Origin of the sequence: Ralstonia sp. GX3-BWBA (assembly GCF_003290055.1) — a bacterium.
GTDB classification, from domain to species: Bacteria; Pseudomonadota; Gammaproteobacteria; order Burkholderiales; family Burkholderiaceae; genus Ralstonia; species Ralstonia holmesii.
In genome coordinates, this window is the sequence record NZ_QMKS01000008.1 from 69745 (window position 1) to 93094 (window position 23350).

Here is a 23350-nt window from a genome sequence, read left to right on the forward strand (position 1 = left end):
CTGCCGGCCAGCTATCGGCGGAACAGTCGCGGGCGGTCCGGATCGTAGAGCGGGTCGGGCGTGAGCTGCGTGAGCTGCAATACACCGGCGGGGTCGAAGTAGAAGTGCATCAGCGACGGCCAGACGTCGTCCGCCTTGAAGCGGTACGACCAGACCAGGCGGTCCATGCGCGGGAAATACGCCGTTTCCACCGGCTGGCCGAAATGTCGCAGCACGTCGTCCCGGGTCCAGACACCGATCTTGGCCTGGGCAAACTCAAGGCTGCTCAGCACTTGCTTGAAGGCGACGAGCTTGCCGCTGGCATCGAAGTCGGCCGCGTAGGTGAACTGGCCGTACGGTTTGGTCGGATAGAGCCAGCGGGTGCCGCCATCGAGCGGATAGGTTTCGCGCGGCGGCCCAAACTGTGCCTGCACGGCGGGCTCGTCCGCACCCACCAATCGTTGGCCCTTGGTGACGGGGGACTCCAGTGCCGCACATCCCGCCGTTGCCGCAACCACAATCGCTACCGCCGCCCACCGCATTGCGCGCATGACAACCGCCCTCGCCTAACTGAGTGAAGCCGGTAGTTTACCGCCGCGCCTAGGTTCAACGCGCGAGTAGCGGCGTGATATCGAGGTGCGTCGCGGCCAGGCGCGCATCGGCGTGCGGCAATCGCGGGATCGTGCCCAGATGCGGTGCGTTGATCCAGCGGCGCAAGGTGGCGACGTTGTCGTCAAGCCCTGCCATGGCCGGGTCGACCACGTTACCGACCCAGCCTGCCAGATGCAGGCCGCGTGCGGCAATTGCCTCGGCGGTGAGCGCGGCGTGGTTCAGGCAGCCCAGGCGCAACCCGACAACCAGCACCACGGGCAAGCCCAGCGCCACGGCCATCTCGGCCGTATCAAAGTCGTCTGACAGCGGCACCCGGAAACCTCCGACACCCTCCACCACAACGGCATCCGCCAACGATCTGGCGTGCGCAAACGCATCGAGAATCGGCGGCAGCGTAATCGTCACGCCCTCGCGCGCTGCGGCCAGATGCGGAGACATCGGCGCATCGAGCAGCCATGGGCACACGGTGTCGAGCGGCAGATCGACCGACGCAGCGGCGCGCAGTTGCTCGATGTCTTCGTTGGTGCGCGTGGGCGCGCCCGCCAGCGTGCCTGCAGCAATCGGCTTGAGGCCTGCGGCGCGGTAGCCGGCATCAGTCAGCTTGGTCAGCAATGTCGCGCTGACCAGCGTCTTGCCGATCTCCGTATCCGTGCCGGTGACAAAGCAATCGAAGCGCGCGCGCATATCAGGCTGCCTTGGCCGGTTGCAGAGACTGGCCGGCCGTTTCCAGCGCCTGCGCAAGGCGCTCGATGTCTGCATCGGTATGTGCGGCCGACAGCGTGATGCGCAGACGCGCCGTGCCCGCTGGCACCGTCGGCGGGCGGATGGCGGCGATGCGGATGCCTTCGCGTTCCAGCGCGGCGGCCAGCGCCAATGCGGGGGCGTTCTCGCCAATCACGATCGGCTGGATGGCCGTGGGCGATGGCATCCATTGCCAACCGAAACGCGCGGCCAAACGCTGCGCATGGGCACTCCAAACGGCGATATGGCGATCAAGGCGTGCGCGGCGGTCAGCGCCCTCCTCGCCCGCGATCAGATCCAATGCTGCTTCCACCGCACACGCAATGCCCGGCGGCGTGGCGGTTGTGAAGATGTACGTGCGTGCGCGCTGGACCAGCCAATCGATCACCAGCCGGTGCGCGACGATGGCCGCGCCCGATCCACCAGCGGCCTTGCCGAAGGTGCCGACATAGATGAGGCGTTTCGAGTGCAGCCCGAAATGCGACAGCACGCCCGAACCTTTTTCGCCAAGCACGCCCAAGCCATGCGCGTCGTCGACGATCAGCCAGGCGTCGTAGCGTTCGGCCAGCGCGAGCAGTTCGGGCAGCGGCGCGATGTCGCCGTCCATGCTGAACACGCCGTCTGTGACGATCAGCTTGTTGCGGCTGGTGCTCGCGGCCAGAAGCGCTTCCAGCGCAGCCAGGTCGACGTGCGGATAGACCTTGATCGGCGCCCGCGACAACCGTGCCCCGTCAATGAGCGAGGCGTGGTTCAGCGCGTCGGAAAAGATCGTGCACTCCTCCGCCGGGCGGATGCCTCCGGCCTGCGCCATGGCGCTCACCACGGCCAGATTGGCCATGTAGCCGGTGCAGAAGAACAGCGCGTCTGCCTCGGGAATGTGTTCAGCTTGCAGCGCAGCCATGCGTGCTTCCAGCCGCGCGTGTGCGATCGAATGGCCACTGACCAGATGCGATGCGCCGCTGCCGAAGCCATATTGCTGCGTGCCGCGCGTCACCGCCTCGGCCAAGGCGGGATGCGCTGCCAGGCCCAAATAATCGTTGCCGCAAAAGCCGAGAATGTCGCGCGGTTCGCCCCCGGACACGCTGATGCGCTGACTGCGGTCGGTCGGGCTGTAAGCGGTGCGACGCACGCGGCGCAGGTGCGCGGCATCGATGGCGGCAAGTCCCGCCTGCAGGTCGTCAAGCAATCGCATAGGTGTGTCCTTCTGTTTCGCCTGTAGCTTGGGCCAGCGTGTCTTCAAGCGTCTGCAGCGTGCGTTCGACCAGGATGTCGGCCTCTTCGTCGGTCAGCACATAAGGCGGCAGCAGATAAACGGTGGTGCCGATGGGGCGCAGAAGCAGCCCATGCGTACGCGCCGTCAGCGCAAAACGTTCAGCAAAACGGGCACCGGCCACTTCGGGGTGCACGTCGAACGCGGTGATCATCCCCGTCTGCCGCAGATGGGCAAAACGCGCATCGTGCGACAGCGGCGCCAGCCCCTGGGCGATGCGCGCGGCGGTCACGCGATTGCGCGCAAAGATGTCTTCTTCAGCAAACAGATCGAGCGTGGCCAGTGCCGCGCGGCATGCCAGCGGGTTGCCCGTGTACGAATGCGAATGGAGGAAGCTGCGCACCGGTGCATCGTCGTTGAAGGCGTCATAGATGGCGTCACGCGACAGCACGATCGATAGCGGCAGATAGCCACCGCTGATGCCCTTCGACAGACACAGCAGGTCCGGCCACACGCCAGCCCGCTCGCACGCGAAGAACGTACCGGTGCGGCCGCAGCCGACCGCAATCTCGTCCGCAATCCAGTGCACGCCAAATTCATCGCACAGCGCGCGTACGCCGCGCAGATAGCTCACGTCGTGCATGGCCATGCCGGCGGCGCACTGCACCAGCGGCTCGATGATGACGGCGGCGATGGTGCCGGCGTTGGTGCTCAGGCAATCGCGCAGCGCGGCCAACGCGCGTTCGGCCACGTCGGCGGCGGTCTCTCCTGGGCCGGCTAGACGCGCGTCCGGCGATGGCACGCGGTGCGATTGCAGAATCAGCGGGTCATACGCATCGCGGAAGATCGCGACATCGGTCACGCCCAGCGCGCCGAGCGTTTCACCGTGATAGCCATGTTCCAGGCAGACGAAACGGCTGCGCGCGCCCTGCCCTGCGTTGCGATGGGCGTGGAAGCTCATCTTGAGTGCGATTTCCACGGCAGAAGCACCGTCGGAGCCGAAGAAGCTGTGGCCCAGCACACCGCCCGTCAGGTCGATCAGGCGCTCAGCCAGCTCCACTGCCGGGCGATGCGTGGCGCCCGCCAGCATGACGTGCTCCAGTGAGTCGAGCTGGGTCTTCAGCGCCGCGTTGATGTGCGGATTCGCATGGCCGAACAGGTTCACCCACCAAGAACTGGTGCCGTCCAGGTAGCGCTTGCCGTCAAAGTCGATCAGCCACGGCCCCTGGCCGCGTGCGATCGGCAGCGGCGGCATGGCATCGAGCCGTGCATTTTGGGTGCACGGATGCCAGACGGCCGCGCGGCTGCGCGCCTGCCACGCCGTATTGGCGCTGGACGCGCCGTCAACCGGCACCGGAATTGGGGGATACGCCATACGAGGCCTCCTCGAAACAGAAGCGGGGGATTCGGCGGCGTATGGTAGAGGGCATATCGATCAAACAACAAGCCCGCACGTTGAATGAAATTAACGACACATAGACCGAAAAAGAAAGACGAAACGCGCTTCTTCGGCGGATTTCCAACGTCCTGCATGGAACTTGTCGCTAAAAAATCTTTTCCGGCGCAATAAAAAAGGCCCTAAAAATCACATCGAGCAGGCATCGGCCGAACGCGACCTCGAAACTTGCGACGGAGGCGGGAGGGCTGAAGGATTATTTACTTTGAGTGATGTTCAGAATGGACCGCACGTTTGCGTTGCGTCATTGCCCCGCCCTAGGGATAACCCTATACTTGGGAAAACCCTAGATAACGCAACGAGAGAAAACATCATGATCCAGCAAGCCTATTACACCCCGAAGTTCGCCGGCCAAGCTCAAGTGCAGGCCGCCCGTCGCCCATCGCTGCTGCGCGCAGTGGTCAATTTCTTCCGCAACGGTTGGGATGACAACCTGGTGTACGCAGAAGTGGTTGGCAAGTCGGGCTCATACCTGGGCTAAGGCCTGCGGCTGAATCGTCAGCCATGCCGCAAAGGCACAAAAAAAACGGCGCATCGGCGCCGTTTTTGCTTTGGCCGCTTCACGCGCACCTAGCCTAAATCTCCACCGCCCACCGGCAACACCGTCCCGGTGATGTACGAGGCCTCGTCCGAAGCCAAGAACAGGATCGCCCGCACCTGCTCGTCGATCGTTCCATAGCGGTGCATCAGGCTGCTGGCAATGGTTTGGTCAACGATGCCCTGGTACCACGCGGTTTCCTGCTCCGACATGGGCGCTGTATTGCGCGGAATCTTCCGCGGCGGCGCCTCGGTGCCACCCGTGGCGACGGCGTTGACGCGAATGTTGTCCTGCGCATGCTCCAGCGCCAGGCTGGCCGTGAGCGCGTTCACACCGCCCTTGGCCGCCGAATACGGAATCCGGTAGATCCCGCGCGTGGCAATCGACGACACGTTCACGATCACGCCCTGCCGGCGCTCCACCATGTGCGGCAGCACAGCGCGGCAGCACCACAGTGTGGGAAACAATGAGCGGCGGATCTCCGCCTCGATCTGCGCTTCTTCATAGTGCTGATACGGTTTCGCCCAGATCGTGCCGCCGACATTGTTGATCAGTACGTCGATGCGGCCATAGGCATCAAGCGCGGCCTGCACCGCATGTTGAGCGCCAGCGTAGGTTTCCAGATCCGCCGTGGTGGCGTGGGCCTGACCGCCGGCAGCGGCAATCTCGGCCTGCACCTCGTAGACCAGTTCTGCTCGATCCACCAGCAGCACCTGGGCGCCCTCTTGTGCCACCGCCAATGCCACGCCACGCCCGATACCTTGGGCCGCGCCCGTCACGACGGCAGTCTTGCCTGAGAATCGTTGCATGCTCATGCCGCCTTCGCCTCCGGTACTGCATTGGGCGTGAACTTCTCGTAGTAGAAGCTGTTGGGCTTCACGCCCTCATCGTCAAAGTACTTGCGCACGGCGTCGACCATTGGCGGTGGGCCGCACAGATAGACGTCCACGTCGCCGTCGTTCAGGGCGTCGGCCGGCACGTGCTGCGTCACCCAACCCTTGCGCGGATGATTCGACGCGGCGTCGGCCACGACGGTGGCATAGCTGAAGTTCGGCAACCGTGCTGCATAGGCTTCCAGCGCATCGACCTGCACCAAGTCTAGGTCACGGGTCACGCCATAAATCAGATGCACCTTCTGTTGCGAATTGGTGCGTGCCAGCACTTCAAGCATCGACAGGAACGGCGCGAGGCCCGTGCCGCCCGCCAGGAACAACAGCGGCCGCTGCACATTGCGCAGATAGAAACTGCCCAGCGGCCCGTGCAGATCGAGCTTGTCCCCCGGCCGTGCGGTTTCCAGCCAACGGCTCATCACGCCGCCGGGAATCTTCTTGATCAGGAAGCTGATCTTCGATTCTCCGGGGGCGGATGAGAACGAATACGAGCGATGCTGCCCGCTGCCCGGCACGCCGATGTTGACGTACTGGCCAGGGAGAAACACCGGCGCAGTGGCATCCACATCCAGTTCAAGCACGACGGCTGCGTCGTTGTGCAACTCGACTTTCGACACCGTTGTCCCGAAGCTGCTCTGGCCAGTCTTGCAGCTGGTCGACGTGGTGGGCACCGCGATCACGCAATCGCTTTGCGGCACCATCTGGCACGTCAGGACGAGGCCGGTGTTCTTCTCGTCTTCGGTCAGGGCATCGTCAATGTAGTCGTCACCGAGGTCGTAGCTTCCGCTCTCGGCGCGGCACTTGCAGGTTCCGCACACACCATCGGAGCAATCCATGGGCAGGTTGATCTTGGCGCGGAAGGCGGCATCGAGCACCTTCTCCCCCGCTTTGCAATCGATGAAACGGGTCACACCGTCCTCGAAGTTCAATGCGACTGTGAAACTGGACATGGGATACCTCCGCTGCCTTGGATACGTGGGTGCAGATCAGGCGTGATAAACGTCCAGCACCTGCCGGATGTAGTCGTTCTTCAGGACGATCTTCTTGGATGCGATCAGGAAACCATCGCCGGTGCGGCGCAGGGTGACGAACATCGTGCCGAAGAAGTGATCGGTGGTTTTGTACCGATGGCTGAGCGTGTGAAAGTTGTAGCGCACGTCGACTTCATCGCCGCGTTCGGCCAGGACTTCCACGTTGGTGACCGTGTGGCTGGTTCTCGGCTCCGGCGTGGAAGCGCCGCTGCGTTCGGTCTTGATGCGAAAGACGCGATCCTCCAGCCCGCAGCGATTGGCGTAGTACATCAACGAGATCTGGCTCTGCGGGTCGTCGGTCAACTGGTCGTCGTCATCCCATGCGGGCATCCAGTAGGTGACGTCTTCCGCGTAGCACTCGAGCCACACGTCCCATTGGCGGTCGTCAAGCAGTCGCGCCTCGCGGTACAGGGCGGCGCAGATGTTCTGGTAATCCGTGCTCATGCCGGCACCCCTTCGCATTCCTGCTTGAGTGCCTCGCGCATGACGCGCACCCAATATTCGTGCTGGCAGACGAACAGGCCTTCGTCTTCACTGCGCTCGCCCGAGATGAGCGGCTTCAATCCCATCCTGGTTGCATTCTCGTCAGGGCCGTGAATCCACAGCGGCGCCCCGCGCGACAGGTCGTTCCACAGCGCGGTGGTGCCGGCATATCCGTTCTGGCAGGCGCGGAATTCCTCCAGGTCGTCGGCGGTGCCCATGCCCGTGACGTTGAAGAAATCCTCGTACTGGCGGATGCGCGTGGCACGGTCGGTTGCGCTCTCGCCCTTTGGCGCGAAACAGAAGATGGAGACCTCGGTCTTGTCGACACTGATTGGCCGTACCACGCGAATCTGCGTGCTGAACTGATCCATCAGAAACACGTTCGGATACAGGCACAGATTGCGGGTCTGGTTGACGATGAAGTCCGTTTGGATTTCGCCCACGCGCGCCTTGATTTCGTCGCGGTGTGCATAAACGGGCCGCACCTCCGGATTCATCGTCTTGGTCCACAAGAGGATGTGACCGTGCTCGAAGCCATAGACGCCCGCCACCGACTTGCTCCAGCTGTTCGCATCCACCGCCTGAGTGCCGCCTTCCTTGCGCCGCCCCATCGTTGCGGCGTAGTTCCAGTGCACGGTGCTCACGTGGTAGCCGTCGCAGCCGTTCTCCATCTGCATCTTCCAGTTGCCGTCATAGACGTAGGAAGAATTGCCACGCAGCACTTCCAGGCCATCGGGCGCCTGATCGACGATCTGGTCGATGATCACTCGCGCTTCGCCAAGATAGTTTTCGAGCGGTTGCACGTCGGCATTGAGGCTGCCGAACAGGAAGCCACGATAGTTCTGGAACCGCGCCACCTTCTTCAGATCATGCGAGGCGTGCGTGTTGAACTGCACCGGATACTCAGTGGTCTTTTCGTCCTTTACCTTGAGCAGCTTGCCCGTGTTGGAGAACGTCCAGCCGTGGAACGGGCACGTGAAGCTGCCCTTGTTGCCATGCTTGCGGCGACACAGCATCGCACCCTTGTGCGCGCACGCGTTGATGACCGCGTGCAGCTCCCCGGTCTTGTCGCGGGTGATGACGATCGGCTGGCGGCCGATCCACGTGGTGTAGTAATCGTTGTTGTTCGGGATCTGGCTTTCATGCGCCAGATACACCCAGTTGTTCTCGAAGATGTGCTTCATCTCCAGCTCGAACAGATCCGGGTTGGTGAAGATGTCGCGGCGGCAGCGGAAAATTCCTGCCTCCTCGTCATCCACCACGGCGGTTGACAGCAGTTGGTCCAGTTCGCTGGCTTTATCGATCAAGGCGGACATGGTTTTCTCCACGTTGAGGCACTCGGCCTCAAGCCTCGGCCGAAGCGCGCAGGCGATTCACGCGCTGGTTGTCCTTGCCCTGAACCAGTGGCGTCAGGGCAATATTGAATTCAATGTCTTTGTACGCATCGGCCTTCAGGGCGAGCGCGGCACCACCGGTTTTCTCCACCACGTGCGGAATCAGTTCTTCGCGTGTGGCATAGGCAAAGTCGTCCCAGATCAGCGGATCGCCTTCGATGTTGAATTGCGTCGTCAGCTTGCGGTGGCCATTGCTCGTGACGAAGAAGTGCACATGCGCAGGCCGGTTGCCGTGGCGGGCAAGCCCGTTCAGCAGTTGCTGCGTGGCACCTTGCGGCGGGCAGCCGTAGCCCACCGGCATCAGCGTGCGGAATTCATATTTGCCATCGGCACCGGTCCTGACCGCGCCGCGCAGGTTGAACGGGCTTTGCGCACCGGTCGGATCGAAATGCGAATAGAAGCCGTTCGAGTTCGCATGCCAGCACTCGACCACCGCGCCAGCCACCGGCTTGCCGTCGGCACCGGTCACCGTGCCGTGAATGATCAGGGGGCCCGCAGCCGGATCCGGATCGATATCGATCCTGGACACGCCATCGCGTACCGTCGTGCCCGCAACGTACAGGGGACCCTCAATCGTGCGCGGCGTGCCACCGTTGATGCCAAGTGCCTCGTCCGCAGCGTCCATGCGGATATCGAGATACTTCTCCAGGCCCACACCTGCAGCCAGCAATGCGGCCTCGCCGTCCTGGCCGAGCTTGTTCAGATAGTTGATACCTGCCCACACTTCATCGGGCGTGATATCGAGGTCGTCGATGGCCTTGAACAGGTCGGCCAGCAAACGATGGGTGATCTGCTTCAGGCGGGCGTTGCCCTCCTTGCCGTCCAGATTGGTGGCGGCCTTCAGCAGGTCCTGCACTTCTTTCGTTTGGAATACGCGCGCGTTCATGATGGGTGTCTCCACGTGGTTTTCTGGGGGGAATGTCTCAGGCGTCATTGCCGTGAACTGACGAGGGGTGACGGCACAGCGGTGTTACCGAAATCTCCATGTACGGAAACAGCGGCAGCGCCGTCAGGATGTCGTGCAGTTCGGCATTGCTCTGCACGTCGAAGACGCTGACGTTCGCGTACTCGCCAACCAGGCGCCAGATGTGGCGCCACTTGCCGCTGCGCTGCAGATCTTGCGAATAGGCTTTCTCGCGCGCCTTGATCTCGTTGGCGACATCGGCGGGCATGTCGGCCGGCAGGCGGACATCCATGCGGACGTGGAACAGCATCGTGGTCTCCTTGGTGGGGTGTCGAGGTCTGGTTGTTCTTATTGGCGGCGCAGGCGCGCCAGCTTGTCGCGGTCAATCTGGATGCCCAGGCCGGGGCCGGTGGGCACTTGCAACATGAAATCGCGGTATTGCAGCGGCTCGGTCAGCAGTTCTTGCGTGAGCAACAAGGGGCCGAACAGCTCGGTGCCGAACTGCAGCTCGCCAAAGGTGGAAAACACGTGAGCTGACGCTGCCGTGCCAACGGCCCCTTCGAGCATCGTTCCGCCGTACAGACCGATGCCTGCAAGCTGCGCGATGGCGGCGACTTGCATGGCCGGCACGAGGCCGCCGGATTGCGCGATCTTCACGGCAAAGACGTCGGCGCTGGCAGAGCAGGCCAACTCAAATGCATCCAGCGGACCATGCAGCGCTTCATCGGCCATCATCGGCACGGCGAACTGGCGGGCAAGGCGCTCCAGCGCGGCGCGGCTTTCTGCGCGCACCGGTTGCTCAATCAGGTCGATGCCGCCGGCCTGCAACGCGGCGATGCCGTTGGCGGCATCAAGCTCGCTCCAGGCCTGGTTGACGTCCACGCGCACGCTCACGGCGTCGCCCAGGGCGCGCTTGATGGCCAGCACGTGGGCCACGTCGTCTGCCACCGGGCGCAGGCCGATCTTCAGCTTGAAGATGCGGTGACGGCGCTCAGCCAGCATCGCCTCTGCCTCGGCAATGTCCTTCTTCGTGTCGCCGCTGGCGAGCGTCCAGGCCACCGGCAGCGCATCACGCAGGCGGCCGCCGAGCAGCTCCGACAGCGGCACGCCAAGCCGGCGGGCCTGCGCATCCAGCAGCGCTGTTTCCAGCGCGCACTTGGCAAAACGGTTGCCCTGGATGGTCTTTCGCACCTTGGCCATGGCAGCCGCGACATTGCGGGCCTCCGTGCCGATCAGCAGCGGCGCGATGTGCGTATCGATGTTGACCTTGATGCTCTCGGGGCTCTCTTCGCCGTAGTTGAGGCCGCCAATGGTGGTGGCCTCGCCCCAGCCTTCGATGCCGTCTTCGCAGCACACATGCACGAGAACGAGCGTCTGCGTGTGCATGGTGGCGACGGACAGTTTGTGCGGACGGATGGTGGGCACATCCACTAGAATGGCCTCGATCGAGCGAATCATGTTTTCCAGGTATCAGAAGAACTGCTATCAACGTGGAATCCAGATTACTCAGCGCGATTTATTGCGTCCAACACCGATTTAGTATCAGTTTCATACCCATCAGGTATAAAAATGGAGCTGCGCCACCTTCGCTATTTCGTTGCCGTTGCTGAAGAGCTGAACTTCACGCGTGCAGCTGAACGGCTGCACATCGCGCAGCCGCCGCTCTCGAGGCAGATTCAGCAGTTGGAAGAGGAAGTCGGCGTGCTGCTGTTCGAGCGCGGCAGCCGCCCGCTCAAGCTCACCGAAGCCGGCCGCTTTTTCCACGCGCACGCGCGGCAATTGCTCGCGCAGACCGCAGAACTTGCCTCGATGACGCAGCGCGTGGGTCAGATCGAGCGGCGCATGTCCGTCGGCTTCGTGGCTTCGACGCTGTATGGGATGCTGCCGAAGGTCATCCGGCGTTTTCGGGCGGAGTACCCGATGGTCGATCTGACCATGCACGAGATGACGACCATGGACCAGATTCAGGCGCTCAAGGACGGCCGCATCGACGTCGGGTTCGGCCGCATCCGCTATGAAGACCCGAACGTGCGGCGCATCCTCCTGCGCGATGAGCGGTTGATCGTCGCGCTGCCGTCAGGCCATGCGCTGCTGGACGGCAGGACGACCGCATCCCTGCGCGACCTTGTCGGCGACACGCTCATCATCTATCCACGCACACCGCGTCCGAGCTATGCGGACCAGGTGCTCGCCCTCTTCCACGATCGCGCCCTGGAACCCAGCAAGATCTACGAGGCACGGGAATTGCAAATCGCCCTGGGGTTGGTCGCCGCAGGCGAAGGTGTATCAGTCGTGCCGCGCAGTGTGGCGGGCTTGCGGCGCGAAGATGTCTGCTACATGGAACTCGACGATCCGCAATTGGTCTCGCCCATTATCTTCAGCACGCGACTGCTCGACGAGTCTGAAGACATCCGTGCCATGCTGGCACTGACGTATCGGCTGTATGACGAGCAGAAGATCCCGTATTACGCACCCTCGTAAGGCTTGCAATGGCGGCCCCAAAGTTACAAGCCGCTGGACACGACGGCCGCATGAGCTAGATTGAAGCAAGGCGCCCGTCCGCCTGCGATTGGAGCGCAAGCGAGTGAAAAGAATACGCCGCCCCATCATCAAGTTGGCCCTCGTCGGGGCGCTGTTGCTTGCGATAGCTGCCTTGCTTGTCGCTCGTGAATTTCGCACCTCTGCTTGGCAAGCCCACTACTTTGCGCAGCTGGCGAAATCGCAGACCTTTCCTGTCAAACCGGGGCCGAACAATTCGGCCCGCTACCCGAACTCCGGCCCCTACGACCAGCGGCTCGGTTATCACGACCTTCCGACCTTTCTGGACCGCCTGCGCTCGCGCGGCTACATCGTCGCTCAGCAGGCCGTGCCATCCAGCGAGATGGTCGCGCGAATGGACAGCGGCATGAATCCGCCCTATCGCGAAAAAGACCAGGCGGGGCTGGAGTTGCTGGACGACGATGGCAGCCCGATCTACCGCGTGCGGCACCCCGAACGTGTGTATGACAGTTTTGCGTCGGTGCCGCCGCTGCTGGTCGACTCGCTGCTCGCGATCGAGAACCGCACGCTGTTGCAGACCGAATACCCCAAGCGCAATCCGGCCGTGGAGTGGTCGCGCCTGGCGCGCGCCGTGTGGGATCGCGCCCTGCACGTCGTCAACCCGGCGCATGAATCGCCCGGGGGCAGCACGCTCGCTACGCAAATCGAGAAGTACCGCCACTCGCCAGAAGGCCGCACCGATTCCCCCAGCGAAAAGCTGCGCCAGATGGCCTCCGCATCCGCCCGCGCCTATCTGAACGGCGAAGACACCACCGTCACGCGCCACCAGCTTGCAGTCGACTATCTGAACACCGTACCGCTGGGCGCGCGCGCCGGGTTTGGCGAGATTCAAGGGATTGGCGATGCGCTGTGGGTCTGGTACGGACGCGACTTCGCACAGGTGAATGCATTGCTCTCGCCCAACTCAGCCGCGCCGCTGGCAGACCGTGCGCTGGCATACAAGGAGGCGCTGAGCTTGCTCGTATCGCAGCGGCGCCCGTCGTACTATCTTGAGAATCTCGATGAACTGGAAACGTTGACCGATGCGTACCTGCGCGTGCTGGCCGTATCCGGCGTGATTCCGCCAGCGCTGCGCGATGCGGCCATTGCGCAATCGCTCAAGCAGCAGGCCCTGAACACGCGCGTGCCGCCTCCGCCCATCGAGCACAAGGGGACAAACGCCGTACGCGTCAACCTGGCGGGCATGCTGGGCATCTCGCGCATGTACGCGCTTGACCGGCTCGACCTGACCGCCAGCAGCACGCTCGATGCGCCGTTGCAGCGCGATATCTCAACTGAGCTGCGCAAGCTGCGCGACCCGGCGCACGCCAAGGCCGCCGGCCTCGTCGGCGACATGATGCTGGAGCGCGGCGACCCGCGCGGCGTGACTTACAGCTTCACGCTCTACGAACGCGCGCCCGGCGGCAACCGGGTGCTGGTGCAGGCCGACACGTTCGACAAGCCGTTCGACATCAACGAAGGCGTCAAGCTGGATCTGGGCTCAACGGCCAAGCTGCGCACGCTGGTGACGTATCTCCAGATCGTGGCCGAGCTGCATAAGCGCTATGCCGACCAGCCTGCGGCGGCGCTGCGCAAGATCAACATCCCCGTGCAGAACCCGATCGAGCGCTGGTCGGTCGACTACCTCGCCCATACGCAAGACCGGTCGCTCACGGCAATGCTCGATGCATCGATGGAGCGCAAATATTCCGGCAACGCCGGCGAATGGTTTGCCACCGGCGGCGGCATGCAGAGCTTCGAGAACTTCGAGAAATGGGAAGGCACCCAGAACTTCACGGTGCGCGAGGGGCTCAAGCACTCCGTCAATCTGGTGTTCGTGCGGATCATGCGCGACATCTCGCGCTACTTTCAGCATCAGTTGCCCAACGCCGGCGCCGAGGCGTTGACCAACCCGGACTCCCCGCAGCGGCAGGTCTACTTGCAACGCTTTGCCGACCGCGAAGGCAAGCTGTTCATGGGCCGGTTCTACACAAAGTACAAGGGCAAGACCGACCAGGAGCGCGAAGCCATCCTCGTGCAAAGCACCCGCGCCACACCGGTGCGACTAGCCACGATCTACCGCAGCATCGACCCGGAAGCCGGTCCGGGCAAGCTCGCAGCGTTCATCCGCAGCTACCTGCCAGGCGCAAAGCTGGATGAGGCTGAACTGACCAACCTGTATGAGAAGTATTCCGTCCAACGTTTCGACCTGGCCGACCGCGGCTACATCGCCCGGCTGCATCCGCTGGAACTCTGGCTGGTGGCGTACCTGCGGACCCATCCTCAAGCCACGCTCGCGCAGGTGAACGAGGCGAGCGCCGATGAACGCGTGTCCGTCTACAAATGGCTGCTGCAATCGCACCGCAAAGCCGCGCAAGACAAGCGCATCAAACAGATGCTGGAGATTGAAGCGTTCCAGCAGATTCATGCCATGTGGAAGCGGCTGGGGTATCCGTTTGAATCGCTGGTGCCGTCATACGGCACGGCCATCGGCGCATCGGCAGACCGGCCGGCATCGCTGGCGGAGCTGATGGGCATCATCGAAAACGACGGCATCCGCCTGCCCAGCGTGCGTATCGACCGCCTGCGCTTCGCCGCCGACACGCCTTATGAAGTCATGCTTTGCCGCGACCCCAGCGCTGGAGAACGCGTGCTGCCGCCCGAGATTCCACCCCTGGTCAAATCCGCGCTGGCCGGCGTCGTCGAAGGTGGCACCGCCAAGCGGATCTCCGGAACGTTCGTCCAGAAGGATGGCAAACCCATCGCCATCGGCGGTAAAACCGGCACCGGCGACAACCGCTTCAAAACCTTCAGCCGCGGCGGTGGCCTTATCTCGGAGCGGGTCGTCAGCCGCTCCGGCGCCTTCGTCTTCTATTTGGGAGACCGTTACTTCGGCACCGTCGTGGCCTACGTAGCCGGCGCAGACGCGGCCAAGTACAAATTCACCAGCGCACTGACGGTGCAAGTGCTAAAAGTCCTGGCGCCCACGCTGATGAACCACCTGAACCTGCAAGACGAGGCGCCAGCCTTCAACTGCAAGATGCCGCAGGCCACGGCACCGGAACAAAAGCTGGATTGACCATCAACGCAAAGACCGCTGCAACCAGATCGCCCCCGCGCAAACCAACGCCACTGCCGCGCCCCAGGCAAACAAATCCCCCACAGCCAACAACGTCGCCTGCCGATCAATCTCCGCCGAGATGCGAATCAACTCAGAACCCTGCAACGGATGCGGCCACTGCCAGGCCGGCGTCAGCGCGCTTACGTGCCCCACCAGGTCAGTGCGATGCTGCGCCTGTCCGCGCTGCAGCAACAACGTGGCCCCCATCGTCCCAAACGCCTGCGCCCAAGCCCGCATGATTCCCTTGAACTGGTAGGCATGGCCAAAATCCTTGGCGGGCAAATCCACGTAAGACAGCCCCGCCACCTGGATCACCACAAACATCCCCACCATGCCTTCTATCATGAACCCCGGCACCACCGCCGCCACCGAAGCCCCCGGCATGGCTACACGCGACATCCACAGCAAGGCCGTCGCCATCAGCACAAAGCCGATGGAGATCAGCACGCGCTTGGTTGGCAGCACGTTCGTCAACTGAAAGTTCAGGATGCCCAGCACCACCGTCACCAGGCCGCCCAGGCTCATCAATTGCGCGGTGGTCTCGTAACGGAAGCCCAAACCGTTCTGCAGCAGGCTCGACGAGAGAAACCCCCAGGCGCTCGCAAACATGTAATAGATGGCGTAGAAGACCATGCCCATCAGGAAGCGCCGCTGCAGCGTCGCCCGTAAATCGACCCACGGCAACGGATGGCCAGTCTGGCGAATACCGATCCAGATGATGAGCGCCACCACCGCAATGATCGGCACCACCTGCGCGGGCGACCCATCCGGATGAATGAAACGCGCCTGCTGGAAACCGTGCAGCGCAATCAGCGCCGCCAGCCCGAACGCGATGGCCGAGGGCCAGTCGAGCGAGGCGAAATCGCCCTTGCGCTCGTGCATCTTCGGATGCGGATAGAACGCCGCCACCAGCCCGCACACTACAACGGCCACCAGCAACTGCGCGACGAAGATGGCGCGCCAGCCGAATTGCTCCGTGAGCGCCGCCGAAAGCATCGGTGACACGCAACTCAGTCCGAAGATGCCGTAGATCATGCCCTTCATCATCGTGCGGCGTTCGTGCGCGGGGCTGTGCTGCACAAAGATGCGCGAAGTGGACAACATCGGCCCGCCGCCAAACCCCTGCACCGCCCGCCCGACGATCAGCATCGTGCCGCCCTCGGCCGCCGCGCACATCAGCGTGCCGACGATGAACACCAGAAGCGACAACAGCGTGTGCTTCCGGTATGTCATGTGATCGGCCAGCCGCCCCATCACCAGAATCGCCAGGCTGGCCGCTGCCGCATACGCCGTCACGGCCCAGAGATAGACATCCTGTGACGCCAGCACCCCGCCTTCGATATGCGGCCCGGCAATCGAGAACATCAGGTTGGACATGTAGTCCACGCCCGTCGCCAAGCCAATCACCATGCCCACCATGCGCAATTCCATCCGGCTGCCGACGGTCGATGCGGCGACTGGTTTGCGAGGTGCGGACGGCGGAGAAACCGTGTGGTCTGTGCTTGGCGTGTTCATGCAGGGATGGTAATTTGCCTCGAAACCGGCGGAAATCGCCTGCCAACAAATTCATTGTTCAACTATGCGAACGACGGACTGGAACGACTGGGACACTTTCTGCACCGTGGCCACGCTCGGCAGCTTCACGCGCGCGGCCGATCGGCTGGGGTTGCCCAAGTCGTCTGTCAGCACGGCGGTGTCACGGCTCGAAGGCAAGATGGGCGTGCGCCTTTTCGAGCGCAGCACACGCCGCCTGCGCCTGACCGATGCCGGTGAAGCCCTGCTGCGCGACGCGGGCCCATTGTTCCAGCGGCTGCGCGAAGTGTCGGAAGACGCGGCAGCGACGTTCCAGTCACCCGCGGGCACCTTGCGCATTGCCATGCCGTATGAATTTGCCGCCAAGCAGCTCGCCGAGGTGGTGCTGGAAGTCATGCGCGAGCACACCGGCCTGCGCATCGAGGTGGATGTCGCGCCGCGGCAGATCGACCCGCTCGCCCAGGGCTACGACATCATGCTGACGGTGCCGCGTGGCCCGTTGCCTGATTCCGGCCTCGTCGCTCAGCGCGTCTTTGATTTGCGGCGCGCCGTGGTCGTCGCCCCGCAACTGCTGGAACGCCTCGGGCCGCTCACCCACCCAGACCAACTCGCCGATTGGCCCTGCCTCGGCACCTCGAACGAAGCCGAATGGCAGTTCCGCACGCCCGGCGGCGAGACGATCAATCTGCCCCTGGACTTCCGCATGCGCACCTCCAACAGCGAACTGCGCATGCAGGCCGCCATTGCGGGTCTGGGTGTCGCCCGCATCACCTCTGTGTTCGCTACCGACCTGATCGCTTCCGGCGCGCTGCAGGAGGTGCTGACAGACTTTCAATCCCCGCCGATGCGCGTGTATGCCGTCTTCCCGGGCCGCCGCCTGATGCCCGCCAAGGTCAAAGTCTTTATGGACGCCCTGCACCGCCGCATAGAGCATTCCCGCCAGCACACCGACATGCGGCCCACCTTTGTGGACGAAGCTGCCGCGTCCTGGCCGCCTGAGTCGCTGCTCTGACTTTCAATCTTTCCTTTTTATCTACGCAAAGCCATGCGCCCGTTTACCAAACTCCCCGTTTTGATTGCCGCGCTCGCTCTGAGCACCGTTGGCTGCTCTCGCGCCGAAGACATTGGCAGCGTCAGCACCAATTTCCGCATCACGGGCTCCGACAAGATCGTCATCGAAGCCTTTGACGATCCGCTCGTGCAGGGCGTGACCTGCTATGTCTCGCGGGCGCGCACCGGCGGTATCAAGGGCTCGCTGGGCGTGGCCGAAGACGTGAGCGAAGCCGCCGTGGCCTGCCGCCAGGTCGGCGACGTCAGCTTCGTCAAACCGCTGCCGCAGCAGGACGACATGTTCACGCAGCGCCTGTCGCTCGTCTTCAAGACGCTGCACGTGGTCCGCACGGTCGATCGCAAGCGCAATGTGCTGGTCTATCTGACGTATTCAGACAAGGTCATTTCGGGCAGCCCGAAGAACAGTGTGACGGCGGTTCCGATCCCGGCCAGCCAACCCATTCCGGTGAAGTGAGGCGCAAGACGTATAGAAAAGCGGTGCTAGCACCACATTGGTGCGTGGCAACGCAAGCGTGGTGGCCGAGCAACGGTAGACGGCGCAAAAGGGGTGCATACGTAAGCCTACGTATGGTGCATTGCATCATCTGGTGTATGATCAGGGTATTCCCTAACCGGGATTTCCCTAAGAGGCCAATCATGCAAAACACGAACGACCTGAAGCTGACCGATCAACTCGAACGCGAACTGATCGAGCGCGAAATGTCCGAAGGTATCTACTACTATCGCCGTCCGAGCGGCCAATCGTTCTCGTTCGCCCAGTTCTTCTCGGCAATCGCGAACCTGTTTGGCACGCACCGCACCGCCAAGGCCTAACCCGCCACGCTATTGTTGATGGGCGTGTGCCCAAGCTAGCTGTATGCAGCAATCGCAGTTTCAGTAGCACCGTGCGCCGGCCGTGTGTCATCACACCCGCCGCCACACCCGCCAGGTCATGACCGCCTGGTGCCAATCGAGGGCCGGATTCCGGCCCTTTGTCATTTCTGCGGCATTTGTTTGGTTTGTCTGCGTGCCGCAGCATCGGCCTTTCTCCTCCGACCGGTTCACCGCGCTGCGGTTGTCTTCTGGTTCGCCTGTGCTTTACTGAGTAGAGCCGCGACCACCGATATCGAGACCACGCGCACGTCTTCGTAGCAAGGAAGGCGCACAGCATGGCACCCGGCGCCCATCCCCCAAGGAGACTCCCATGGCGATCAGCCTCAAGCTGTCGGTCAACGGTGCGCCTGTCACCGTCAGTGTCGAACCTCATACCCTGCTAGTCCAATTGCTGCGCGAAAACTTGCGCCTGACCGGCACGCACGTCGGCTGCGATACCGCGCAATGCGGCGCCTGCACCGTGCATATGAACGGGCGCGCTGTGAAGTCCTGCAACATCCTGGCCGTGCAGGCTGAGGGCACCGAGGTGACCACCATCGAAGGCCTGTCGAAAGACGGCGCGCTGCACCCGATGCAAGAAGCCTTTCGCCAATGCCACGGCCTGCAATGCGGCTTCTGTACACCCGGCATGGTGATGGCGGCCACGGCGCTGGTCGCGCAACACCCGCATCCCGATGAACACACGGTGCGCGAGCAGCTCGACGGCAATCTTTGCCGCTGCACGGGGTATCACAACATCGTGCGTGCGGTGATGCACGGTGCCGAAGCCATGGCTGAGGCTGAGGGCGACGATGCCTCCCTGCAAAGCCTGGCCGCGGCGCGCGCCCACGCTGCCTGACCCCGCGAGGAGACCACCATGAACGCTCCCGCAGAACCCAACAACCACCTGATCGGTGCGTCCGTCAAACGCAAGGAAGATTTCCGCTTCCTGACGGGCGCCGGACAGTACACGGACGATGTCGTCCAGGCCCACCAGTCGTACGCGGTATTCCTGCGCTCGCCGTATGCGCATGCGCGCATCAAGCACATCAATGCGGATGCCGCACGCAACCATCCGGGCGTGCTGGCCGTGCTCACAGGCGACGACCTGGCCGCCGACAAGGTGAACGGACTGCCGTGCGGCTGGCTCATCCACAGCATTGACGGCACGCCGATGAAGGAGCCGCCCCACCCTGTGCTCGCGCAAGGCAAAGTGCGCCACGTGGGTGATCAGGTCGCGCTGGTGGTGGCTGAATCGGTGAAGATCGCCAAAGACGCCGTCGAGATGATCGACGTGGAATACGACGAACTGCCTGCCGTGGTCGACACCGCCACCGCCGATTCCGCCGGCACCGCCGTCCACGACGACGTTCCCAACAACACCTGCTACACCTGGGGCCACGGCGACAAGGCCTCGACTGACGCAGCCTTCGCCAAGGCCGCGCACGTGACACAGCTCGACATCGTCAACAACCGGCTGATTCCGAATGCGATCGAACCGCGCGCCGTCAATGCCAGCTATTCGCGCCAGGACGACAGCTACACGCTTTACGTCGCCAACCAGAACCCGCACGTGGAGCGCCTGCTGATGTCGGCGTTCGTGCTGGGTCTGACCGAAGCCAAGGTCCGCGTGATTGCGCCGGATGTGGGCGGCGGGTTCGGCTCGAAGATCTTCCTGTACCCGGAAGACGTTGCGCTTACTTGGGCATCGAAGAAGGTCGGCCGGCCGATCAAGTGGACGGCCGAGCGGTCCGAATCCTTCCTGACCGACGCGCATGGCCGCGACCACGTTACACATGCGGAACTGGCGCTCGATGCGCAGGGCAATTTCCTCGCCATGCGCGTGCATACGACGGCCAACATGGGCGCATATCTGTCGACGTTTGCCAGCAGCGTGCCGACCATCCTGTATGCGACGTTGCTTGCGGGCCAGTACAAGACGCCTGCCATCTATGCCGAGGTGAAAGCGGTATTCACAAATACCGCGCCCGTCGATGCGTATCGTGGTGCCGGCCGGCCCGAGGCGACGTATGTGGTCGAGCGCCTCGTTGAAACTGCCGCGCGCGAGCTGCAAGTCGACCCGGCTGAACTGCGACGCCGCAACTTCATCCGCACCTTCCCCTATGCCACACCGGTTGGCCTGACCTATGACACGGGCGACTACGAACCGTGCCTGGACCGCGCCATCGAACTCGCCGATGTGAAAGGCTTTGCGGCCCGACGCGATGCATCGCGCGCCAAAGGTCGCTTGCGCGGCATGGGCTACTCCTGCTACATCGAGGCGTGCGGCCTGGCGCCGTCGAACATTGCGGGGGCGTTAGGCGCGCGGGCGGGCCTGTTTGAGGCCGGTGAAATTCGCGTGCACCCGACAGGCTCCGTCACGGTCTTCACCGGCTCGCACAGCCACGGCCAGGGCCACGAGACGACGTTCGCGCAAGTGGTGGCCGATCGCCTGGGCGTGCCCATCGACAACATCGAGATCGTGCACGGCGACACCGGGCGCATCCCGTTCGGCATGGGCACGTACGGCTCGCGTTCGATTGCCGTGGGCGGCTCGGCCATCATGAAGGCACTCGACAAGATCGAAGCCAAAGCCAAGAAGATCGCCGCGCATCTGCTGGAGGCGTCGGCGGAGGACATCGAATTCAAGGATGGCGTCTTCCGCGTGGCCGGCACAGATCGCACCAAGACCTTTGGCGAAGTGGCGCTCACGGCGTACGTGCCGCACAACTACCCGCTCGACAAACTCGAACCGGGGCTGGACGAAAACGCCTTCTACGACCCGACCAACTTCACCTACCCGGCGGGCGCGTACATCTGCGAAGTGGAAGTCGACCCGGATACCGGCGAAGTCCACATCGACCGCTTCGTCGCGGTGGACGATTTCGGCAACATCATCAACCCGATGATCGTCGAGGGCCAGGTGCACGGCGGGCTTGGCCAGGGCATCGGGCAGGCGCTGCTCGAAGCGTGCGTGTACGACGAAAATGGCCAGTTGCTGACCGGCTCGTACATGGACTACGCCATGCCGCGTGCCAACGACCTGCCCAGCTTTACGGTGGAGACCGCAAAGGGCACGCCGTGCACGCACAACCCGCTGGGCGTCAAAGGCTGCGGTGAGGCGGGCGCGATCGGATCGCCGCCGGCCCTGATCAACGCCATCGTCGACGCGCTTGCGCCGCTGGGCGTGAAGGACATCCAGATGCCAGCAACGCCGCATCGTGTCTGGCAAACCATTCAAGCGGCCAAGGCCTAGGCAGAGGAGCGAACCATGTACGACTTCGAGTACCAGAAAGCCGCCGACGCCCAGACCGCCGTCACCGCGCTGAAGACGCACACCGACGCCAAATACCTGGGCGGCGGGCAGAGCCTGCTGGCAGCGATGAAGCTGCGGCTGGCGCAGCCGTCTACGCTGGTGGATGTCACGCGCATTCCGGGCATGTCCGGCATTCGCACACAACCCGGTGTGATTACGGTGGGTGCAGCCACACGCCATGCCGATGTGGCGGACAACGCGGACATCGCCCGCATGCTGCCCGCGCTGGGGGAACTGGCCGGTGGCATCGGCGACCGCCAGGTGCGCGCGATGGGCACGCTCGGCGGGTCGCTTGCCAACAACGACCCGGCGGCGTGCTACCCGGCCGCGGTGCTGGGCCTGAACGCGACCGTGGTCACCGAGCGGCGCAACATCGCGGCGGACGATTTCTTCCTCGGCATGTATGAGACCGCGCTGGCTGCGGACGAACTCATCACCGAGGTGCAGTTTCCGGTGCCGGACCAGGCGGCCTACGTGAAATTCCGCAACCCGGCGTCGCGCTTTGCGCTGGTGGGCGTGTTCGTCAGCCGCAAGGGCAGCAACGTGCGTGTGGCGGTCACGGGTGCGGCGCCGTGCGTGTTCCGTTGCACGCCGCTTGAGCAGGCGCTGGCAGCCAGCTTTACAGCAGAAGCCGCACGCAAGGTGGTGGTGCCCGCCGACGATCTGGTGGGCGATCTGCATGCCTCGCCGGAATATCGGGCGCACCTCATTCCGGTATTGACAGCGCGCGCGGTTGAGCAGGCATTGGCGCACCATCACTGAGCACACCGCCAAGGAACGGCATGCCGGTCGATTCCATCGACAACTGCATCGCGCAACTGCAAGGCCAGGGTTATTTCGCCAGCCGTGAGCTGGCCACGGCCTTGTTTCTTGCATTGCGCATGCAGCGGCCGCTGTTTCTGGAAGGCGAACCCGGCGTCGGCAAGACCGAGCTGGCGAAGGCGGCGGCCGGGCTGCTCGGCACGTCGCTGCTGCGGCTGCAGTGTTACGAAGGGCTCGACACCGCCAGCGCGCTCTATGAATGGGATTACCCGCGCCAGATCATGGCGCTGCGCCTGGCCGAGGCCGCCGGTGAGAAGCCACGCGCCGACACGCTCTACCGCGATGAATTCCTCCTCAAGCGCCCGTTGCTGCAGGCGCTGCTGCCCGACACCGCCCATCCCGACACACCGCGCGTTCTCCTGATCGACGAGATCGACCGCGCAGATGAACCCTTCGAGGCTTTTCTGCTGGAGCTGCTGTCCGACTTCCAGGTGTCGATTCCGGAGTTCGGCACGGTACGCGCGCAGGTGATTCCGCTGGTCATCATGACGTCCAACCGCACGCGCGAGGTGCATGACGCGCTCAAGCGGCGCTGCCTGTATCAATGGATTGGCTACCCGGATAAGGCACGAGAGCTGCAGATCGTGGCGCAGCGCGCGCCCGAAACCGCTGCCCGCCTGCAGCAGCGTGCGGTCGATTTCGTGCACCGCCTGCGCGGTATCGACCTGTTCAAGGCGCCGGGCATTGCCGAAGCCATCGACTGGTGCCGCGCCTTGGCGGCGCTGAACGTGACCGAGCTTGATCCGCAGTCCGTGCAGGACACGCTAGGCGTGCTGCTCAAGTACCAGGACGACCTGGCGCGCGTCGATACGCAAACCATCGAGCAACTGCTGGCCGCGCCCGCGCTGCCGGAGTAAGG

22 protein-coding genes are annotated in these 23350 nt (G+C 63.5%); 10 read left to right on the forward strand and 12 right to left on the reverse strand.

All coding sequences use genetic code 11. The features are described from left to right. Positions 1-11: 11 nt before the first annotated feature. From DOD19_RS07210 to bioA, 4 genes are read right to left on the reverse strand one after another with little or no spacing between them, the layout of a single operon-like run. On the reverse strand, positions 12-530 hold the full coding sequence (locus DOD19_RS07210; RefSeq protein WP_112184868.1) for a hypothetical protein: 519 nt from the start codon (positions 528-530) through the stop codon (positions 12-14). 55 nt (positions 531-585) lie between these two features. Then, on the reverse strand, positions 586-1275 hold the full coding sequence (gene bioD / locus DOD19_RS07215) for a dethiobiotin synthase (RefSeq protein ID WP_112184870.1): 690 nt from the start codon (positions 1273-1275) through the stop codon (positions 586-588). A gap of 1 nt (position 1276) precedes the next feature. Beyond that, complete coding sequence (gene bioF, locus DOD19_RS07220) at positions 1277-2524, reverse strand: 8-amino-7-oxononanoate synthase (RefSeq protein ID WP_112184872.1); 1248 nt, start codon at positions 2522-2524, stop codon at positions 1277-1279. Continuing rightward, the gene (bioA, locus tag DOD19_RS07225; RefSeq protein WP_112184873.1) at positions 2511-3917 is read right to left on the reverse strand and encodes an adenosylmethionine--8-amino-7-oxononanoate transaminase; all 1407 of its coding nucleotides are present in this window, start codon (positions 3915-3917) and stop codon (positions 2511-2513) included. Before bioA ends, bioF begins: the two co-directional genes overlap by 14 nt. Before the next feature lie 394 nt (positions 3918-4311). On the opposite strand from bioA, the gene DOD19_RS27690 reads away from it, so the two are divergent. Further along, a complete protein-coding gene (locus DOD19_RS27690) occupies positions 4312-4479 on the forward strand; it encodes a hypothetical protein (protein WP_200869025.1) in 168 nt (55 codons plus the stop codon). An 89-nt stretch (positions 4480-4568) separates the two neighbouring features. On the opposite strand, the gene DOD19_RS07230 is transcribed toward DOD19_RS27690, so the two are convergent. The 7 genes from DOD19_RS07230 to DOD19_RS07260 are packed head-to-tail and all read right to left on the reverse strand — an operon-like array spanning position 4569 to position 10696. Beyond that, the gene (locus tag DOD19_RS07230; protein WP_024975694.1) at positions 4569-5351 is read right to left on the reverse strand and encodes a 1,6-dihydroxycyclohexa-2,4-diene-1-carboxylate dehydrogenase; all 783 of its coding nucleotides are present in this window, start codon (positions 5349-5351) and stop codon (positions 4569-4571) included. Next, complete coding sequence (gene benC, locus DOD19_RS07235; protein ID WP_024975695.1) at positions 5348-6376, reverse strand: benzoate 1,2-dioxygenase electron transfer component BenC; 1029 nt, start codon at positions 6374-6376, stop codon at positions 5348-5350. The genes DOD19_RS07230 and benC overlap by 4 nt, the downstream gene beginning before the upstream one ends. 36 nt (positions 6377-6412) lie before the next feature. After that, complete coding sequence (gene benB, locus DOD19_RS07240) at positions 6413-6901, reverse strand: benzoate 1,2-dioxygenase small subunit (RefSeq protein WP_112184875.1); 489 nt, start codon at positions 6899-6901, stop codon at positions 6413-6415. Then, positions 6898-8256, reverse strand: a complete 1359-nt coding sequence (locus DOD19_RS07245) for a Rieske 2Fe-2S domain-containing protein (protein WP_024975697.1) — start codon at positions 8254-8256, stop codon at positions 6898-6900. Before DOD19_RS07245 ends, benB begins: the two co-directional genes overlap by 4 nt. 28 nt (positions 8257-8284) lie before the next feature. Further along, entirely contained in the window at positions 8285-9220 is a 936-nt protein-coding gene (catA, locus tag DOD19_RS07250; RefSeq protein ID WP_024975698.1) for a catechol 1,2-dioxygenase, read from the reverse strand. A 37-nt stretch (positions 9221-9257) separates the two neighbouring features. Next, the gene (catC, locus tag DOD19_RS07255) at positions 9258-9548 is read right to left on the reverse strand and encodes a muconolactone Delta-isomerase (protein WP_024975699.1); all 291 of its coding nucleotides are present in this window, start codon (positions 9546-9548) and stop codon (positions 9258-9260) included. 38 nt (positions 9549-9586) lie between these two features. Then, positions 9587-10696: a muconate/chloromuconate family cycloisomerase gene (locus DOD19_RS07260; RefSeq protein ID WP_112184876.1), complete on the reverse strand. Its 1110-nt coding sequence runs from the start codon at positions 10694-10696 to the stop codon at positions 9587-9589. A gap of 111 nt (positions 10697-10807) precedes the next feature. Here DOD19_RS07260 and DOD19_RS07265 point away from each other — a divergent pair, with 111 nt between their 5' ends. Then, positions 10808-11719 (forward strand): LysR family transcriptional regulator, encoded by a 912-nt coding sequence (locus tag DOD19_RS07265; protein WP_024975701.1) that lies wholly within the window; start codon positions 10808-10810, stop codon positions 11717-11719. Between the two features lie 103 nt (positions 11720-11822). After that, positions 11823-14855: a transglycosylase domain-containing protein gene (locus DOD19_RS07270; RefSeq protein WP_112184931.1), complete on the forward strand. Its 3033-nt coding sequence runs from the start codon at positions 11823-11825 to the stop codon at positions 14853-14855. Between the two features lie 3 nt (positions 14856-14858). Here DOD19_RS07270 and DOD19_RS07275 read toward each other — a convergent pair whose 3' ends face one another. Then, the gene (locus DOD19_RS07275) at positions 14859-16412 is read right to left on the reverse strand and encodes an MFS transporter (protein ID WP_112184878.1); all 1554 of its coding nucleotides are present in this window, start codon (positions 16410-16412) and stop codon (positions 14859-14861) included. A gap of 64 nt (positions 16413-16476) precedes the next feature. On the opposite strand from DOD19_RS07275, the gene DOD19_RS07280 reads away from it, so the two are divergent. The 7 genes from DOD19_RS07280 (at position 16477) to DOD19_RS07305 (ending at position 23348) form a co-directional block, all read left to right on the forward strand. Beyond that, on the forward strand, positions 16477-17442 hold the full coding sequence (locus DOD19_RS07280) for a LysR family transcriptional regulator (RefSeq protein WP_024975704.1): 966 nt from the start codon (positions 16477-16479) through the stop codon (positions 17440-17442). A 33-nt stretch (positions 17443-17475) separates the two neighbouring features. Next, positions 17476-17955 carry a CreA family protein gene (locus DOD19_RS07285; RefSeq protein WP_112184880.1) on the forward strand — a complete coding sequence of 160 codons (480 nt, stop codon included), beginning with the start codon at positions 17476-17478 and terminating at the stop codon, positions 17953-17955. A gap of 182 nt (positions 17956-18137) precedes the next feature. Beyond that, positions 18138-18314 carry a hypothetical protein gene (locus DOD19_RS27695; protein ID WP_009238172.1) on the forward strand — a complete coding sequence of 59 codons (177 nt, stop codon included), beginning with the start codon at positions 18138-18140 and terminating at the stop codon, positions 18312-18314. A 370-nt stretch (positions 18315-18684) separates the two neighbouring features. Then, a complete protein-coding gene (locus DOD19_RS07290) occupies positions 18685-19212 on the forward strand; it encodes a (2Fe-2S)-binding protein (protein ID WP_024975706.1) in 528 nt (175 codons plus the stop codon). 18 nt (positions 19213-19230) lie between these two features. Beyond that, entirely contained in the window at positions 19231-21609 is a 2379-nt protein-coding gene (locus DOD19_RS07295; protein ID WP_112184882.1) for a xanthine dehydrogenase family protein molybdopterin-binding subunit, read from the forward strand. A 15-nt stretch (positions 21610-21624) separates the two neighbouring features. Continuing rightward, entirely contained in the window at positions 21625-22431 is an 807-nt protein-coding gene (locus DOD19_RS07300) for a xanthine dehydrogenase family protein subunit M (RefSeq protein WP_112184884.1), read from the forward strand. Between the two features lie 20 nt (positions 22432-22451). Beyond that, entirely contained in the window at positions 22452-23348 is an 897-nt protein-coding gene (locus DOD19_RS07305; protein ID WP_112184886.1) for a MoxR family ATPase, read from the forward strand. The last annotated feature ends 2 nt before the right edge of the window (positions 23349-23350 follow it).